Annotated in this window: 16 protein-coding genes and 1 pseudogene; 9 read left to right on the forward strand and 8 right to left on the reverse strand. The window is 34.0% G+C overall.

The annotated features are described in order from the left end of the window. Positions 1-82: 82 nt before the first annotated feature. On the reverse strand, positions 83-3,484 hold the full coding sequence (locus CBP76_RS08770) for a hypothetical protein (protein ID WP_102196527.1): 3,402 nt from the start codon (positions 3,482-3,484) through the stop codon (positions 83-85). 210 nt (positions 3,485-3,694) lie between these two features. Here CBP76_RS08770 and CBP76_RS08775 point away from each other — a divergent pair, with 210 nt between their 5' ends. Beyond that, the gene (locus tag CBP76_RS08775) at positions 3,695-3,892 is read left to right on the forward strand and encodes a type II toxin-antitoxin system HicA family toxin (protein WP_057892690.1); all 198 of its coding nucleotides are present in this window, start codon (positions 3,695-3,697) and stop codon (positions 3,890-3,892) included. 63 nt (positions 3,893-3,955) lie between these two features. Here the strand turns inward: CBP76_RS08775 and CBP76_RS08780 are convergent, their stop codons facing one another. Then, positions 3,956-4,264, reverse strand: coding sequence for a winged helix-turn-helix transcriptional regulator (locus CBP76_RS08780; protein WP_102196618.1), 309 nt, complete (start codon positions 4,262-4,264; stop codon positions 3,956-3,958). 157 nt (positions 4,265-4,421) lie between these two features. Here CBP76_RS08780 and CBP76_RS08785 point away from each other — a divergent pair, with 157 nt between their 5' ends. From CBP76_RS08785 to CBP76_RS08800, 4 genes are all read left to right on the forward strand, one after another. Further along, on the forward strand, positions 4,422-5,150 hold the full coding sequence (locus CBP76_RS08785; RefSeq protein ID WP_102196528.1) for an SDR family oxidoreductase: 729 nt from the start codon (positions 4,422-4,424) through the stop codon (positions 5,148-5,150). Between the two features lie 202 nt (positions 5,151-5,352). Further along, positions 5,353-6,414, forward strand: a complete 1,062-nt coding sequence (locus tag CBP76_RS08790; RefSeq protein ID WP_102196529.1) for an ABC transporter permease — start codon at positions 5,353-5,355, stop codon at positions 6,412-6,414. A gap of 3 nt (positions 6,415-6,417) precedes the next feature. Next, a complete protein-coding gene (locus CBP76_RS08795; RefSeq protein ID WP_102196530.1) occupies positions 6,418-7,089 on the forward strand; it encodes an ABC transporter ATP-binding protein in 672 nt (223 codons plus the stop codon). An 11-nt stretch (positions 7,090-7,100) separates the two neighbouring features. Further along, on the forward strand, positions 7,101-7,571 hold the full coding sequence (locus CBP76_RS08800) for a glutathione peroxidase (protein WP_102196531.1): 471 nt from the start codon (positions 7,101-7,103) through the stop codon (positions 7,569-7,571). Between the two features lie 129 nt (positions 7,572-7,700). Here the strand turns inward: CBP76_RS08800 and metF are convergent, their stop codons facing one another. Together metF and metE are read right to left on the reverse strand one after the other, a co-directional pair. Beyond that, complete coding sequence (gene metF, locus CBP76_RS08805) at positions 7,701-8,567, reverse strand: methylenetetrahydrofolate reductase [NAD(P)H] (protein ID WP_102196532.1); 867 nt, start codon at positions 8,565-8,567, stop codon at positions 7,701-7,703. Then, a complete protein-coding gene (metE, locus tag CBP76_RS08810) occupies positions 8,554-10,818 on the reverse strand; it encodes a 5-methyltetrahydropteroyltriglutamate--homocysteine S-methyltransferase (RefSeq protein ID WP_102196533.1) in 2,265 nt (754 codons plus the stop codon). Before metE ends, metF begins: the two co-directional genes overlap by 14 nt. A 146-nt stretch (positions 10,819-10,964) precedes the next feature. Here metE and CBP76_RS08815 point away from each other — a divergent pair, with 146 nt between their 5' ends. Further along, positions 10,965-11,885: a LysR family transcriptional regulator gene (locus CBP76_RS08815; protein WP_102196534.1), complete on the forward strand. Its 921-nt coding sequence runs from the start codon at positions 10,965-10,967 to the stop codon at positions 11,883-11,885. A gap of 250 nt (positions 11,886-12,135) precedes the next feature. Here CBP76_RS08815 and CBP76_RS08820 read toward each other — a convergent pair whose 3' ends face one another. Continuing rightward, the gene (locus CBP76_RS08820) at positions 12,136-12,561 is read right to left on the reverse strand and encodes a hypothetical protein (protein WP_102196535.1); all 426 of its coding nucleotides are present in this window, start codon (positions 12,559-12,561) and stop codon (positions 12,136-12,138) included. Then, the gene (locus CBP76_RS08825; protein ID WP_102196536.1) at positions 12,561-14,081 is read right to left on the reverse strand and encodes a Y-family DNA polymerase; all 1,521 of its coding nucleotides are present in this window, start codon (positions 14,079-14,081) and stop codon (positions 12,561-12,563) included. The genes CBP76_RS08820 and CBP76_RS08825 overlap by 1 nt, the downstream gene beginning before the upstream one ends. Positions 14,082-14,254: 173 nt before the next feature. On the opposite strand from CBP76_RS08825, the gene CBP76_RS08830 reads away from it, so the two are divergent. Together CBP76_RS08830 and CBP76_RS08835 are read left to right on the forward strand one after the other, a co-directional pair. After that, complete coding sequence (locus tag CBP76_RS08830) at positions 14,255-14,899, forward strand: CatA-like O-acetyltransferase (RefSeq protein WP_102196537.1); 645 nt, start codon at positions 14,255-14,257, stop codon at positions 14,897-14,899. Positions 14,900-15,076: 177 nt separating this feature from the next. Continuing rightward, a pseudogene (locus CBP76_RS08835) lies at positions 15,077-16,535 on the forward strand (MFS transporter). Between the two features lie 71 nt (positions 16,536-16,606). On the opposite strand, the gene CBP76_RS08840 reads toward CBP76_RS08835, so the two are convergent. Continuing rightward, positions 16,607-17,344 (reverse strand): sulfite exporter TauE/SafE family protein, encoded by a 738-nt coding sequence (locus tag CBP76_RS08840; RefSeq protein ID WP_102196538.1) that lies wholly within the window; start codon positions 17,342-17,344, stop codon positions 16,607-16,609. A 2-nt stretch (positions 17,345-17,346) separates the two neighbouring features. Then, complete coding sequence (locus CBP76_RS08845; RefSeq protein WP_166667237.1) at positions 17,347-17,883, reverse strand: YbhB/YbcL family Raf kinase inhibitor-like protein; 537 nt, start codon at positions 17,881-17,883, stop codon at positions 17,347-17,349. Positions 17,884-17,962: 79 nt separating this feature from the next. Between CBP76_RS08845 and CBP76_RS08850 the strand changes: the two genes are divergently transcribed. Continuing rightward, positions 17,963-18,517 carry a TetR/AcrR family transcriptional regulator gene (locus CBP76_RS08850; protein ID WP_102196540.1) on the forward strand — a complete coding sequence of 185 codons (555 nt, stop codon included), beginning with the start codon at positions 17,963-17,965 and terminating at the stop codon, positions 18,515-18,517. The last annotated feature ends 32 nt before the right edge of the window (positions 18,518-18,549 follow it).

Raw genomic sequence — 18,549 nt, forward strand, 5'->3', positions numbered from 1 at the left:
TATCACATGGTTATTTATAAAAATTATTAAGAATAAAAGGACAAATTAGTCTATATTGACATAATTTGTCCTTTTGTTGTGTTTATATGCTGTTGATCAAGTCCCAATTTATTTGTCCTTTGTAGGTCCCGGAGATCAATGGACCGGTTGGTTCCAAGAAAATCCCCTTGTTATTATCCCAATCATTTGTGACATCAAAGGTTGTGTCTGCACCCTGTGTATTACTATTTGAAGCAATTGTTGGAGTACCATCTTTTAGACTAGCAATTTGACCATTGTTAGAGAAGACTATTTCAGCGTTCATATTTGTGGTTGTATTACCTTGAGTTTTGATCATGTCGGAAGAATGAGCTGTTAACCTCCAAGCTGACTTGAAGCTTCTGACAGAAATGTCCCATTTCCCATTACGATTGATCAGAGAATTTTGGTTAGATAGAGGTTTAACATCTTCAAAAGAATAATTTGGTAAAACGTTTAGCTGTAAAAGTGTTCTTACTAATTTTAAGTTATAGGTCAAAGTGTTGGTTACTCGACCGTAAGGGTCTGAATAGCGAAAGGTGACTACTTGAGGAGTCTCTGTTTGTTTTGGATCTAAACCTACAACTGTCGGATCCATAGGAATAGTACCACTAGTATCAGGGTTAGGTTTGTTTTCCTTCATATAAGTTAATGTTCCGTTTGTAGAAATGTTGGCAATTAAATCATAACCGGCAACCTTATAAGAATTATCAGAGTAATTGAAATTTAGTGGTAATTTTTGACCATTGATAGAGGTGATATCATAGTCTGTATTTGATGAGGCGGTGATTGTAGCAGTTAATTTAGGAACGTTAACGATATAAGTTACGGTATTAGAGTCTCTGACACCATCAGTTACTTTGACAGTTATTTCATTTCTACCAACTTTTAAACGACCACTTTTTTTAGCTATGTAGTCATCTAGGGAACCACCGAGTTTATTTTTGGCAATTGGATCTAGGTTGATTGTTAGAGAACCAGAACCGATTGATCCTTTAGTATTACCATCTGGTTCAAGGCCAATAGTCACAGGATCTTGAATAGCTTCACCTTCGTTTTTTACTTGAAAAGTTCCAGATGTGGCTAGTGCGCTTGTACCATCGGAATATTGATATGTCCCATTCAATGTAACAGTTTTATTATCGTTGATAGTAATATTATTGTCAGTTGGTGACAGAATTAATTTTTTGTCGGTAACGTTCAAATTATAAGTTAAGGTATTAGATTTGCGGACGCCATCGGAGGCATAGACTGTTACAGCGTGAGTTCCGACTGATAATCCCTTACTAACAGTGTATTGAAATGAAGCAGTAGTTATCTGACCATTACCACCAAGAGTTTGTGTAGTAGCAGTTCCATTATCTATCGACCAATAAAGTGTCATATTAGATGCTAAAAATGAGCTATTATCATCATAATTGAGACTACCTGTTAGGTTGGTATCAGAGTCTTGATTTACAGTTTGATTCAAATTGCTTGTTGTTGCAGAAATCAATAAATTCTTGTAGTCAGCAACTTTAATAGCGTAATTGAGAGTATTAGAAACTCTATGACCAGAGTCGGTAAAAGTAAGGCTGACCGTGTGATCACCAGGAGTTAAAATTGCTCCAGTTAGGTCTGTAATGTTAAAGGTTCCTTGTGTGGCTCCTTTTGAAACAGCTACATCATTCTTGATTATTTTTTGATTATTGTCGACCAAGATAGTTGCACTTAAATTGTCCCCTGAAAAATTAGAACCCTTGAGATACTTAAGTGTTCCTTGAAGTTTAGCATAATCGTCATATTTAATTGATTGTGAGGTTGAACTAGTACTTGTTGCAGATAAAACTTCATTATTCAACAGAAACTTTGGGCTCATAATATCGCCTGAATAGTAATCACTTCTGAAGGATGTATGTTCTTGATTAACGGTGATTGTTTGTGGAGTAGTACTTGTTGGAGCCTTAGCAGTTCCATTTAAGGAAACAATAATATTAGTGTTATTAGTATCGTCAAGCGAGGTCAAATTTAGATTTACAACGTTAATGGTGTTGTTGTTAGTGTTTGTTGCAGTGCCTAGAGTAGAAGCAGAAATATTTTGGGTAGTAATAGTTCCAGATTTATTTTTATAAGAAATAGTTCCGATATTTCCATTACTGTCAACTGTGAAATTAACATTCTGAGGTAAACCGATCTGAGTTTTCAAAGTACCAGTTCCGATGATACCTGATGTATATGCTAATGAATATTTAAGATTCAATTTATCGCCGTCGTTAACATTTGAGTCGGCCGTAGGATTCTTATCAAGATCTTTTATCTCACGTCCATCTTGAGTCAAGTCAAGCATAGTTACGTTAGTAGCTATATCAGCAACGGATGGCATTGATTCCATAACCACAGCGATCGGTTGACTAGTGGAATTTGGAGAACCGTTGGCAGCGGTGAATCCCCAACGAACTTTCTTATCGGTTGCCTTAAACTTACTAATATCGATATTGAATGTTTTACCATCCCAATTGGCAAAGGGTTTTAATGTTCCATCATAGTATTTTCTATTAATATAATATTGGATAGTTGCCTGAGTACTACCGGAAGCGGGTGGTGTATAGCTTATGATAAAATTCCGCCATGAATATTTAACCGAAGCGCCAGTAAGGGCATCATCATATCCTGATAGGTATGTATTACCAGCAAGTAGATTATGGTTCAATTCGTAATATTTATATATAAAATTTAAAGTTTGAGGAACGTAAGTGGAAGAATCACCAGGATAGTTCCATGCAACATGTTGTCCTTTTATATCAAAGTCACTTCCGGATCTTTTAGAATCAAATGAATCATCTTTTCCAAATGAAGAAGTAGGTATTTCCTTGTTTAAGAGCGGATCAAACTCTATGGCAAAACTATTTTGAATAGCATTTTTTTCTAGGGAAAGAGATGTTGATAAAATAGTTGGGGATGCTGAACCACCCCAGACTCCAAGTGTTTCTCCCGATTTGGGTGATCCATTATATTGTGAAATGGCATTTGCACCTTTTGTATCGTTTTGTAGCACAAAAGCTAATCCATCGGGAGCAGCTGAGACAGAGTTTCCCATGTAAAACCAGGCTGAAATAGTTTGTTTCTTGGTTAAGTCAAGATAATTAAATGATTTATTATCATTAGTTCCATTAACTTTGCCCCAGGCCGATCCTAGTTGATTAGTTGAACCGGAGTCCTTGATCAGTTCAATAATATCGGCAGTATTTTGATAAGTGGCATCACCAGGTTTGATAATATGTGCACTATTGTTCATATTGGTAGTTCCAGTATAAGTTGCCGGGATATCCATCAGATCAGAAATTTTCGACATTCCAGGTGGTGTGTTTTGATATACTTCCTTAGTAGTAGGAACTGCCTGAACAGTTGAGATTATTGAGTTGTTACCGAATATAAGTGTGAATATTATGGATATCATCAAGGAAAAGATATATTTATATTTTTTCATGATTGTGTACCCCTTAAGAAATAATTACAGTATTTTTTATATACAATCCAACTTGTATAAACATCATATTATATAAAACACTGTAATCGGTTTCAATAAGCAAAAATATTTATTACCAAAAATGATAAATTTAATATTTGTCTAGAGACACTTAACTTCCTCAATTTTCAAATGATGAGTATAATGAGATATAATAGGGGAATGATTAATATGGCAATGAAACCCCAAAAGATTGTAAAAATATTGAGACAGAATGGTTTCGTTAAGAAATCACAAAATGGATCACATTTGAAAATGTATAATCCTGAAACAAATGTGACGCTACCAGTTCCAATTCATCATGATAAGGAATTAGAACATGGGATTGAAAGTAAAATATTGAAACAAGCTGGGATAAAAATTAATTGAATGAACAAAAAAGGTCGATCTAGTAACTATTAAAAATAGTTATTAGATCGACCTTTTTTAAGCTTATTCATCGCAAAGAGAACGATCGATTAAGTTGTGATCAATGTGTGTGTCACCCCAAGTACAAATGGCATCGAGAATGGGAATCAAAGAGCGCCCATTGTCGGTTAATTGATATTCGACATGTGGTTCGGCAGTTTGAAAGTCATGCCGAGTTATTAATCCATCATCCTCTAATTCACGCAATTGATTGGTTAATGTTTTGTGGGAGACCTCTTTAATATGTCTTTGTAATTCTCCGAAGCGACGTTCACCAGTTTCAGCCAATTCATACATGATCATGATTTTCCATTTTCCTTGGATCATATGCATTGTTGCATCAAACTCATTTAAATATTTCGCCAAAATACTGCTCCTTAGTTTTCCACAGGTACTAGTAACCTTAAAGTGCGTACTTGTTGTCAATAATATATGCCATTATACTGTAAATCGTTGAAAAAATCTTTATAAGTAACGAGGTATTATATATATGAAAAATTTAGTTGTAATTACAGGTGCTAGTTCAGGATTTGGTGAACAGATTGCCAAGATATTTAACGCGGATGGTTTTCCACTATTATTATTGGGACGCCGTACTGAAAAATTAGAAAAAGTCGCTGCAGGTATGGATAATGTTTTGATTGATACCGTTGATGTAACTGATTATGATCAATTTGAAAAGGCTGTTCGTAAGGCTGAAGCAAAATATGGTAAGACTGATTTGTTAGTTAATAATGCAGGCGTTATGTTATTGGGGAATGTTCAAAATCAAGATCCTAACGAATGGCAAACAATGCTTGATACTAACGTGATGGGAGTTTTGAATGGTACTCAAATTGTCTTGAATGATATGCGTGAACGTGAACATGGAACAATTTTGAACATGTCATCAATTGCGGGCAAGAAGACATTTATGAACCATGCTGCTTATGTGGCATCTAAGTTTGGTGTTCATGGTTTGTCAGAAACAATTCGTGAAGAAAATTCATCGAAGAATGTTCGTATCATGATGGTTGCACCCGGTGCAGCGGAAACAGAACTTTTGACTCATGTAACAAGTAAATCAGCTTTGAAAGATTATGCTGCTTGGGAAGAAACAATGGGTGGTGTAGTACTTGATCCTAAACGAGTTGCCGAAACTGTTAAATTTATGTACGATATGCCACAAGAAGTTAACATCCGTGAAGTCGACATTGCTGCAACACGTCAGGACTCTTAATAATTAAATAAATGTTATAAATGAGATCTAGTAATCGTATTTTGATTACTAGGTCTTATTTTGTCTAAAACAAATCATTCTGAATTTACGATCAATTTCCTATAATGATTTCTTCTTTAAATCATTGTTATAATCAATAAAATTGTTCTAGATACCGCATGATGCTAGACTTGATACATGATAAAAAGGGTGGGTGAGAATTATGTTTTTAGCGATTAAGGAGATTCTTCATAATAAGATGAGATACCTCTTGGTAGTTTTTACCATCTTTTTAATTAGTTATATGGTTTTCTTTTTAACAAGTTTGGCTGTTGGCCTGGCTAGGGAGAACAGGACGGCCGTTGATCAATGGGATGCAAAGACTGTTGTTATTTCAGGTTATGCTAATAAAAGTCTAGTTGCTTCAACGATTCCACAAAATAGTTATCAAGATTATGACAAAGGAAAAGATGTAGCAAAACTTGGTCAGGTGTCAGTGGTTTCCCAATTAAAGGATTCCAAGAAAAAAATTAATACGAATGTCTTTGGTGTCGATTGGAAAAGTTTTATCAGTCCTAAATTAATTGATGGTCGTTTGCCTGAGAAGAATCATGAAGTAGTGGTTGATGATGCTTTGAAAAATGATTCTATCAAGTTAAATTCTCAAATTAAAATCAATGGAAGTTCCAAATACTATAAGGTAGTAGGAATAACTAAGAATAATAGTTTCTTCGCAACTCCAGTTATTTTTACGAATATGGATGTATTTAGAACGATGAAGTATGGTTCTAGTCGGACCAAGAATATAAGTACCTTGGTGTTTAAAAATAATAAAAAAGTGAACGCCACTGGGCTGGAACAGATTTCCATTAAAGATTTAATTAATCATATTCCGGGGTATACAGCCCAGGTGTTGGTTTTTAGTTTCATGATTGCTGCGATGGTTATTATCACTTTCTTAATCATAGGAATATTCATGTATATCATTACGATTCAAAAGATTAGTCTTTATGGTGTCATGCGAGCTCAAGGTATTAGAACTGCTCGGATAATAGAGTCGCTTTTCTATCAAATTCTTATTTTAACTGGTATTGGTGCGGGATTGGCTTTACTTTTGATTGGTGTGACTCAGTTCTTTTTACCAAAGACGGTACCGTTTTATAGTGACTGGTTAGCATATATTGTTCTAACACTAGCTATTATGGTCATGGCCCTATTAGGTGGTTCGTTATCTATGCGTCGAGTATTAAAAATAGATCCATTATCCGCTATCGAGGGGGAATAGATTATGCCGTTGATTGAAATGATTAATGTTAATAGACAATATGGTTCAGGAAGAACACTTGTTGAAGCTTTACATCCAACTAACTTTGTTTTGAATAAGGGAGAGTTTGTAGCTATTATTGGACCTTCGGGTTCAGGAAAAACCACTTTCTTAACTATTCTTGGTTTATTGCAATCACCGACTCAAGGTAAGATTTTTGTAAATGGTAAAGATACAAGCAAAATGAATTCTGGACAAAGAACCGATTTAAGATTTAATAAATTTGGTTTTATTCTACAGGCTTCAAATTTGATTCCTTTTTTAAGTGTTAATGATCAATTTAAGGTAGTAGACAAGTTTTCACGTTCTAAAAGGAGATCTAGAAATAGTGCCGAGTTATTACGATTATTAGATCTTCAAAATGTTGCTAACAATTATCCTAGTAACTTGTCTGGTGGTGAACGACAACGCGCTGCAATTGCTAGAGCTTTATATAATAATCCGGAAATTATTTTGGCAGATGAACCAACGGCCAGTCTGGATTCAAAACGGGCTCAGCAAGTAGTCAGCTTATTAGCACAAGTTGCCCATGAATCTCAAAGAGGTGTTATTATGATCACACATGATACGAGATTGTTAGCCATGACGGATCATGTTTATGAAATGCAAGATGGATTTTTAAGACAACAAAAATAAGGAGGCAAAATATGACAGCACTTTATGAATTCAAAGAAACTGAAATGAATGGATTTACGATTGATTTTAATGATTATCAAGGTAAGGTCTTGTTAATTGTTAATACTGCTAGTAAATGTGGATTTGCGCCACAATTAGTGGGATTGGAAGAACTTTATAAAAAATATCATGATCAGGGATTCGAAGTGTTGGGTTTGCCAACTAATCAATTCCATCAAGAATTAGGTTCTGATAAGGAAACTAGTGATTATTGTCAAATGCATTATGGTGTAACTTTTCCTATGACCCAAAGAATAATTGTAAACGGTGAAGGTGAAGACCCGCTTTTTACTTATCTAAAGGATGCCTCCGGCCATGGAAGAATCAAATGGAATTTTACTAAGTTTTTGATTGGAAGAGATGGTCAAGTTATTGAACGCTTTGCTCCCATTACTAAACCTGAAAAAATTGAACCAGCTATTATTGAAGCCTTGAAAGAATAATATAAATATATTCACTTTTCGAGCATTAAAGCAAATAATCCTTAGTAATCAAAAATACGATTACTAGGGATTATTTGCTTTAAGAGGTAATTATCTTGTTCCACGCTTATACTGTTGTTTTATATTATTCTAGATGTTCTTTAAATTAAATAAGGAAGCAGTATTTGAAAAGATGTGTTTAGCAGTATCTGATTTGTTCATAGTATAGAGGTGGACTCCTTCGACGTCATTGGTAACCAAATCAACGATTTGATCCACAGCATAAGCTATACCGGCTTCCTTGAGAGAAACTGGATTGTCTTTATATTTATCCAAAATATTGATAAATTTTTTAGGCAACCTGGCTGCACAGTTATCAATAACGTGTAGTGCTTGCTTGCGATTAACAATAGGCATAATTCCAGCCAAAATTGGTACGTTAATGTTAGCGATAGCACATTCTTCTTGAAAACGGTAAAACTGATCATTGTCATAAAAGAGCTGGGTAATTAACTGATCACAACCAGCATCAACTTTGTTTTTGAGATGTTTAATATCATCAATTCGGTTTTTTGAATCGGGATGAACCTCAGGATAACATGCGCCGGAAACCTCAAAGTAAGGTTTCTGTTTTTTTATGTAACTAGTTAAATCACTTGCATATTTAAAGTCAGTTTCAGGTACATATCCATCAACAATATCTCCACGTAAGGCCAAAACCTGATTAATATGCATTTTTTCTAGTCGATTCAAAACATTATCGACTTCAACCTTAGTAACGTAAGCCGCTGGCATATGCACCATTGTGTTGCAACCCAAAGCATCTTTTACATACTTAGCTAAATCAATTGTTGTTTTTTCATAATTTAATTTATGATTGCTAGCAGTAACACTGATAAAACTGGGGTGTAATTCTTTAAGCTGATCAAGTGTATCAGTTAGTTTATCAACACCGACCTCAGAGTTAGGAGGGAAGACTTCAAAAGATAATGTTGGTGTTTTATTAGTTTCTGTCATGAACGAGCAGTTCCTCTCGAATTTCTTTAGCGGCGGTTGTTAAATTCTCTACGCTGGCCTTGGCTTCTTTGATGCCACGAGTTTTAAGTCCACAATCGGGATTGATCCAAACTTTTTCTTCAGGAACCTTATTAAGAATCTTATGAATAGTAGTTTTGATTTCTTCAACTGAAGGGATTCGTGGTGAATGAATATCGTAAACGCCAGGTCCAACTTGGAGTTGGAAATGTTCCTTTTGAAGTGCATCAAGAATTTCTAGATTGGAACGTGATGCCTCAAAGGAAATGACGTCAGCATCTAGGTCTTGGATAGCAGGAATAATATCAGTAAATTCGGAATAACACATATGTGTATGGATTTGGGTAGTAGGTTGAACTTTGCTATGAACTAAACGAAAGGCAGGGACGGCCCAATCAAGATATTCTGAATACCAATCGGTTTTTCTCAAAGGCAATTTTTCACGTAAAGCAGCCTCGTCAATTTGAATGATTTTAATACCATTTTTTTCAAGATCAAGAACCTCATCTTGAATTGCTAAAGCAATTTGTATTGTAGAGTCCTTGATTGAAATATCTTCACGTGGGAAAGACCAATTTAAGATTGTTACAGGTCCAGTCAACATACCTTTAACGATTTTATCGGTTTGACTTTGGGCATATTTTGACCATTTGACGGTAATAGGACGATTACGAGAAACATCACCCCAAATAATGGGTGGTTTAACGCCGCGAGTTCCATAAGATTGAACCCAACCATTTTTACTGAATAGATAACCATCTAAGTTTTGACCAAAGTATTCAACCATATCATTACGTTCAAACTCACCATGGACTAAGACGTCTAAACCAATATCTTCTTGCCACTTGATCCATTCATTGATGTGGTTAGCAATGAAACTATCGTAGTCTTCTTGAGAGATTTCATTTTTACGGAATTGAGCTCTGGTTTTTTTGACCTCTTTAGTTTGAGGAAAAGAACCAATAGTCGTAGTTGGTAGTAATGGGAGATTAAATTCTTTCTTTTGAATCTCAGCACGTTTGGCTAATGAAGGGTGTCGAATGAATGAGTCATCGTTTAACTTCTTAATGCGTGCATGAACGGCTTGGTTAGGTTGAATTCGAGGTTTTTCAAATAATTTTTTATTTTTTGTTTCAGCTTCATGCCCGGCGCCGTTAAGAATTGCCTGAATGTCGTCCAATTCAGTAAGCTTTTCCTTAGCAAAAGCGAAGTGCTGTTTGATTTCTGTTGGGAAAGTTTCATTTGCAATTGTAAAAGGAACATGTAATAGTGAACAAGAAGTTGATATAACGATGTTTTTGGCAGGTAAACTCTTAATTAAATCAGTTGTTTCAGCATAATGATTGCGCCAAATATTTTTACCATTAACAACACCCGCAAAGAGGATTTTGTCATCTGGGAATCCCGACTGAACTAATTGGTTAGTTTTCCTACCTTCATGAAAATCAAGACCGATTCCTTCAACGTTAAGTTTGATCAAATCATTGTAGACGTCTCTAACGTCACCAAAGTAGATTTGAATAAGTACTTTTAAACCTGCTTTATCTTGAAGCAACTTATTGTAAATGTTTTGGAATAATTCCTTCTTTTCACCAGTAACATCTTTTACCAGTTCTGGTTCATCGATTTGAATCCATTCGGCCCCTTGAGCAGATAATTTTTCGAATACTTCTTGGTAGGTTTTTATTAATTGATCAATAAAATCACTTGGTTTTACGTCATGAAATTCACTGAGTGATAGTAATGTGAATGGTCCCACGATGACTGGACGAGTTTGAATGTTATTATCCTTTGCTTCTTGATATTCATCAAATATTTTAGAACCATTCAATTTGATTTCAGTGTCCTTAGTAAATTGGGGTACTAAGTAGTGGTAGTTAGTATTGAACCATTTTTTCATGGGAAGGGCTTTTATATCACCTTTATTGCCTTGATATCCACGAGCTAACGCAAAGTATCGATCCAATGGAGATAAGTTTAGTTTCTTGACGGATTCAGGAATAATATTGAATAAATAAGCTGTATCAAGTGTTGTATCGAAAAATGAGAAGTCATTACTAGGGATACCATCAATTCCAGCTGATTTGATCAAATTCCAATGTTTTAAACGCAAATCTTTGGCAAAATTTTGTAATTCTCCCTCAGTAATTTCCTTACGCCAATATTTTTCTGTATTGAATTTTAGTTCTCGATTCTCGCCGATTCTTGGAAAGCCAATAATAGATGTTGTCATAAAAATGTCCCCTTTTGTGGTAGTTATTTATTGTTTATAAATTAACATTGTAATTTGATATTGAATAACTGATAAAAGTAATGATGGGTTATAGTTTTAAACTATAATAAAGAATATACTAAAGAAAAAAATATTAGAGGCATAAAATGCGAATCCAACAATTACAATATTTGGAGACAATTGTTAAAACCGGATCTATCAATGAAGCCGCCAAACAACTATATTTAACACAACCTAGTTTATCGAATGCTATTAAAGAACTAGAATCAGAAATGGGAATTCAAATTTTGTTACGTAGCAAATTAGGTGTTACTTTGACCGATGAAGGTCGAGAATTTATGATTTATGCAAGGCAAGTTCTAGACCAAGTTCAATTATTAAAAGGACGTTATGAAAAAGAAACAATCCAGAAAAAGGCTTTTTCGGTATCAGCACAACATTATGCTTTTGTCGTGCATGCTTTTGTTGAATTAATTAAAACAGTCAAAGCAGATGAATATCAGTTCACTTTACGAGAAACTGAAACCGAGAATATTTTAAAAGATTTATCTAGTTTTAAAAGTGAGATTGGAATCTTATATTTGAATAACTTTAATCAGCAAGTTATGAAACGTTTGTTTAAGGAGTATGATTTGGAGTTTACGCCTTTGTTTCAGGCTTCTCCCCATGTATTTGTTGGTCGTCAAAATCCTTTAACTAAAAAGAAAAAAGTATCTTTAGCTGATCTAGCAGATTATCCATATTTATCTTATGAGCAAGGGGATAATAATTCTTTTTATTTTTCAGAGGAAATTTTAAGTACCTTAGATCGTAAAAAGAATATTAAAGTTAGTGATCGTGCAACTATTTTTAATTTAATGGTTGGTTTGAATGGATATACTATTAGTTCTGGAATTATTAGTAATAAATTGAATGATGATAAAATTGTGGCTATTCCTTTGGATATCGATGATTCAATGACATTGGGGTGGTTGAAACATAGTCAATTAGAATTAAGTCCTATTGCCAAAAATTATTTGGAGATGCTGAAAGAACATATTCGAGGATACGGATTTGAAATTATTTAAACAAATTAGACTGATTTTTATTAAAGAGTTTTTCTTACTGGATAAGTGCAGTTTCTATTTTTGATATAAATTGTTTGCACACTAGACTATGAAAAGAATGATACATAATGCTAAGGAAGCTGATTAGTGTGGTAGGTACGTTCTATTTCTTATTTAAGATCATAAATAAGCTATATTGATCCAAGTGTAATTGGTCAATATAGCTTTATTTGTATATATTATTTTTAATATTCCGATAATAAAATGGTTTTTAGGGATTTTTAAGTTTAATCGATCGGATATTAAGAATTACAACAGAATTTTCTTCAAAATAAACTTTACCCTTTTTCCAGTCAATTTTTTGCAGAAAACCTTTCAAATGTTCATAATAACCAGACTCATCGTTAAAGTAATTAACATCCACTAGTAAGTGATGTTCTTGAAGATATTTTAATTGTTGTTTGATCTTAATCTCATCTTCGGCGGATGTATATTTTTTTCTGATATATAAATCGGATTTTTCTTTAATCAAATCTTTGAAACCTTCCAAGGCTCCAAAAGGTGCGAATTGAGAAGCTCGATCCATTTGATTCATAGGTAGATGTCGTTTGGAATGTTGATGGGGGATATTCATAATATTTTGGTAGCTGGAGGTATCGTTAAATATTTTTTGTTCAATTAATTTCTTTTCATCCATTAAGCATGATGTCCTCCAATTTGATTGTTACGTTGAATCGTAGTTGAACCTTCTTCGAGATCGGATACTTTTAGAATAATGTTGCGATTATTGAATCTTTTTTGTAAATTCAAAATGGTTTCTTGAATTTTACGATCTCTTTGACGTTTGAGTTGGGCATGTTTATCTTGGATAATTTCTTTTTCAGGATTTGTAAAAAGATTTATTTGTTTAAATTGTTGTTTTTGGGCAATCAAATTTTCATCAATTAAATGATTAGCAATTAAGGTAACTCTTCGAATCAACATTTGTTTATTGATATTTTCTTCGTAAAGCATTTTAAACGTGTTTCGTAATTCAGTTGCAGAGGATGTGGCGGCTTTTAAATTGATAAAGGCATGGTCGGGCTTTGGAGTCTTACGACCATAATAATCGGTTGTTAATTTACCATTAAAGCTATTATCAATTTGAAGACTTTTGATATCATAATCTATTATTAGTCCGATCCTATCTGTCACTACATGTTTTCGTACTAACTCTAGTGCTAAATTATCGCTCATACCACGGACTATTTTAAGCCCATCTTCATAAGCGGTTGGTTTCATTAAAACTTGACCGGAATATAGGCCATGATCATCAGAACGGTAGTTTTTAATATCTTCCATTGTTGCATACTCATGTCCCCAAGCATGATCTATGAGCAGTTCTGCATTTTTACCGAATTCCCGATAGAGTATTTCTTCATTTTTTTCATCGGAAAGACTGCCCAATGAACAACGTGCAACATCTCCCATTGTATATAGTCCCAATTTTTCTAATCTCTTGGCGGTTCCGTGGCCAATTCTCCAGAAGTCCGTTATAGGCTGATGGGCCCATAGTAATTTTCGATATTGTTGTTCATTCATTTGGGCAATTCTAACGCCATCAGAATCTCCAGGGATATGTTTAGCAACAATGTCCATTGCTACTTTCGCAAGAAAAAGGTTACTACCAATACCAGCAGTGGCAGTAATACCAGTTTCAGATTGGATTTCCTGAATAATATTTTTAGCTAATGCATGAGCACTGATATTATGAGTATTCAAATAGTCTGTTACATCCATTAGCACCTCGTCAATTGAATAAACATGGATGTTTTTGGCAGCAATAAAACGTAGATAGATGCCGTAAATTTGAGTGCTTTTGTGCATATAAAAATTCATTCGAGGTTTAACAATTTTATAACCGATTTTTAGTGTGGGTGAGTTGATCAGATGTTGACGGTTAATTGAAGAATATTTGGTTAGGCGATGTGTTGGGTTAGTCTGTAGTCTTTGATAATTCAATTTGCTAACAATTTGCTCAACTTGAAACAATCGAGGCCGACCAGGAACACCAAACTTTTTTAAAGCTGGTGATACAGCTAGACAAATGGTTTTGTCAGTTCGAGAATTATCTGCCACAACGAGATTATCATTTAGTGGATTAAGATTATGTTCAATACATTCAACAGACGCATAAAAGGATTTTAAATCAATTGCCATATATGTTCTTTTAGTCATAGATAATCTCTCCCTTAAATATTTCGCTTATGCGAACATATGTTCATGAAATATTATAACATTCTTCTTAGAAATTAATATGCTAATTCACTAGATGACCTTAATAAGAGGAGATATATCTAACAAAAGATGTATGATATAAGGAGAAATATAATTACCTAGGAGGTATCACGATGGAATTTACCAAAATAGATTTAGACAGTTGGACTAGAAAAGAAGTCTTTGAATATTTTATTGATCAAAAAACCACTTATAGTGCATCATATGAGATCAACATTGAGAAGGCTTTACATTTTGTTAAGGAAAATGACTATCAATTCTATCCTCTATTTATTTATGCAGTTTTACGTGTTGTAAATTCTAATTATTTGTATCGTATGGATTTTAACGATCAAGGCGAATTAGGATTTTATGATAGTAGTACAGCGTTTTATTCAATATTTGATAATAAGCGTGAGCTATTTTCCAACATTGATACTGAAGATACTTATACATTCGCTGAATTCCATCGTGATTATATTGATGATGTTGCAAAGTATCGCGATACAGGGAAGTTGTTTCCTAAACAACCTGTTCCTAAGAATGTCGTTAATATATCAATGATTCCCTGGACTAATTTTACTGGCTTTAATTTAAATATTGGTAATAAGGATAATTATTTATTGCCAATTGTAACAGCAAGTAAATTTCAAAAGCGTTCCGATGGTATTAAATTACCGGTAAGTTTCCAAATTCATCATGCGGTTTGTGATGGATATCAAACTGCTCAGTTCTTTAACAGATTGCAAGAGGTTCTTGATGAGCCTGAAGAATTGTAAAAAATTTGACTTAGAGTGTACTTTAAGGTTTATAGTAATTCATATGAGTTATTAGATAAGTATATATAAATATAAGCTTTTTAGTAAATATCATAATTGCGTATTACCAGCGGATAAGACGTTGCACTATGTGTGGGTCTTATTTTTTGTTGTTAATTATCAGAAAGAAGTAGAGGAATGAGTAGAAATCGTAAATTATTGGTTACCTTTGCATTAGTGTTATCAAATATGATGGCCGGACTTGATGCAACTATAATCAATACAGCATTACCAGCCATTATCAGTGATTTGCATGGTATTCAATATATGGGCTGGATCGTCGCAATATTTTTATTAGGAATGGCTGTTTCAACGCCACTATGGAGTAAATTTGGGGAGAAGAAAGGTAACAAAATTGCCTATATTACGGCAACGATAGTTTTCATGATTGGAGCCTTATTCCAGGGACTAGCGCCTAATATTATTTGGTTTATTACAGCTAGAAGTGTCATGGGAATTGGTGCTGGAGGAATGAATACCATTCCGTTCATTATTTACTCACAAATATTCAAGAATATTAAACGGCGGTCACAGGTTATTGGGATTGCTTCAGCTGGATTCAGTGGAACCTCAATTGTTGGACCATTAATTGGTGGCTGGATTGGTGACACCTTTAGCATTGTTATCAATTACTATTGTGGCAATGTTTTTCAATATTAAAGAACATCTTAATCAAGAGGTTGTTGATTATTCCGGTGCCATATTGATGGTATTAGGATTGACTTCTTTTTTGATTGGAATTCAATTATTAGGCGTCTCATCAATATTTGTTACGCTTGCTTTTATAATCCTAGGAGCTTTATTGATTTTTTGGATGTCACGTGTCGAAAATAAAGTGGTTGATCCAATTGTCCCCAATCGTTTGTTCAAAAATGAAAAATTAGTTATTGATTTAATTTTATTTGCACTTTTGTGGGGATCATTTGTGGCCTTTAATATTTATATTCCAATGTGGGCTCAGGGAATCATGGGACTTAGTGCTTTGGTTGGAGGAATGACTCAGATTCCTGGTGCCATTGCCAATTTTATTGGTTCAGAATTAGAGCCTTTGATTCAAAGAAAAATGAGCCCATATACTATTATTGCAATTGGTACAGCAGCGTTTCTGGTTTCTTTTGCAGGTCTTTATTGGGCCAATCAACAAGCAAGTTATGCTTTCTTATTGATAATGGGAGTTTTTGAAGGATTTGGTGTTGGTGTTTGTTTTAATGCGTTATTGATTGCTGTTCAATTTGATGTTGAACCCAGAGATGTTCCTATTTCCACATCCTTTGCATATCTAGTAAGAATTTTAAGTCAGACGTTCATGTCATCAATTTATGGTGTTATTTTAAATTTGGCTTTGATTAAAGGTGTTAGAGAAAGTCATGGTAACATTACGATGTCAATGATGAATAAATTGAGTAATGCTGCGGTTGCTAAGGAATTGCCTAAGGCATATGTTCCTGAAATGAAAACAATTTTCTTTCAAGGGATTCATAATATTATGCTAACTGCTTTGATTCTCATTGTTTTGGTGGTTATTATTTTAGGCTACTTATTCAGACGTGAAGCAGTAAAAAGGAATATTAAAAAAACTGAGTTTAAAGTAAATTAAAATAAATAGCCTTTACTAATTTGATAGGATATCAATTAATAAAGGCTATTTTTGTATATCTAGTTTTTGAATTAAAATAAAGATTTGATACCCATAAAGATTAAAAGGATGGCAATGACATAATTTAAGTGGCCACCATGTCCATCCCGAGAAAGAAATTTTACTACAAAAGGTGCTAAAATAGCGCCAATAACGGTTCCTATAATTAATGGAATTCCAGCTTGCCAATAAACGTTTCCAGTGGTTAGATGAAATGCTGCTCCCAAAATACTCATGCCTACTAAAACGTAAGTTGAGGTTGCAGTTGCTTTGAAGGTATCCAATCCTAACAATAATAAACCGGCCAAAACGGGGCCTCCACCGCTTAATCCGGCAACTCCAACCATTAGTCCACTGATTACACCATAGAAAGAGGCGGCAAGACGATTAGGCTTTGTTTGCCTTTTATTCTCATGTTTAAAAAATATTTGAAGACCTAAACCAATTAAAATAATGGCAATGATCCATTTGTATAAATTGGTAGGAATATGGGGAGCAATCAGAGATCCGACAATTACTGCTGGTAGGGCGGCAATCAACATTTGGTTTCCTATTTTGAAGTTTACTTTTCCTTGTCTGATGTAACCAATTGTTCCGATGATGATAGAAGGAAGAGCCGTTACAATTGAAGTGGCGGCAGCTACTGCTGGAGATAAATGAAATGCTGAGGAGAGTATTCCCAAATATATGGCAGCACCTCCGCCGCCCAATGAAATGACAAATGTTCCGACTAAAATACCGACAATAATTAGCCAAATTGTACTTAACATTATTAAATCCTTCTTTCGTAAGATAAATTTAGACTAGTTTCAGAAACCATAATTGGGTCAATTTGATTTAGAAGTTCATTCAATCCAAAGCCGACTTGTAATTTAAGGGGACTATTAGTTGCATAAACTGATAGACGATAATTGTGAGTACCCTTCATCGGGCGAGGCCCTGAATAATGATTCGTTAGATCTAGATAAAACTTTGAGTGTTTCCACAAGGGATGACGCAGTTTTTGAACTATTGAGTCAATAGAGTTTCTTCCTTGAGGAATAGTTGATGATTTACTAAAATTAGAAGCAATTAATACTTGAGTTTTATTTACTGGACAATTGGCACTTAACCAATGTATCCACGGTAAACCTATCAATGGTATAGTGTCATAGTCGATTAATGACCAACTTAGATAGTTTGCTGTGGTAGGAATATCAATGATCGAAAAGGGAAAAGATTGTTGATTAATTCCATGATTTAATGAACTTTTATTTATGTTACAACCATATTGATCTGGAATCGTATAAAAATCAGTTTTTATTTTCATAAGCATCACCTAATTTAATTTATTTTACATATTGTAATTATAAATTACAATATGTAAAAATCAAGTGGGAGGTTTTACTTTGACATCAAGAACTTTATCAAAAGAAAAAATTATAGAAGCAGCTATTGAATTGATAAAGCAACAGGAATCATTGACCTTTACAAATCTGAGTAAAAAATTAGGAACTCGATCACAAGCAATTTATAATTACTATTCTGATGTAACGGACATAAAAATCACCGTAGCAATGAATTTTTTCGATCAATTGGCAACGAGATTAAATGCGGATTTATTAGGATTATCGGGTAAACAAGCGATAAAAGCATTTGCTAATGTTAGTACACAATATGCTTTGGATAATTTTTTGATTGCTCAGCAGATATTAAGTATCCCGGTTGAACAGAAAAGAGAAGGTGCTTTGGAAGAAAGTATCGATTCAGTTTATAAGATTTTAAGATTATTCTTGAATCAACTTATTAAAGATGATCAACAAAAAATAATCATTGCCAGAATGTTGCGTAATCTAATTATTGGAGAGGTCGTTCATGTTGGAAATGGAAGGTTTAATAGTAAACAGATTTCTTCGAGAGATAGTTTTGACCAAATGTTAGAGATAACTTTATTAGGTGTTTAGACTCAAAAAGCTCTTCTGATGATCGTTTAATT

Origin of the sequence: Companilactobacillus nuruki, assembly GCF_002872255.1 — a bacterium.
Classification (GTDB): domain Bacteria; phylum Bacillota; class Bacilli; order Lactobacillales; family Lactobacillaceae; genus Companilactobacillus; species Companilactobacillus nuruki.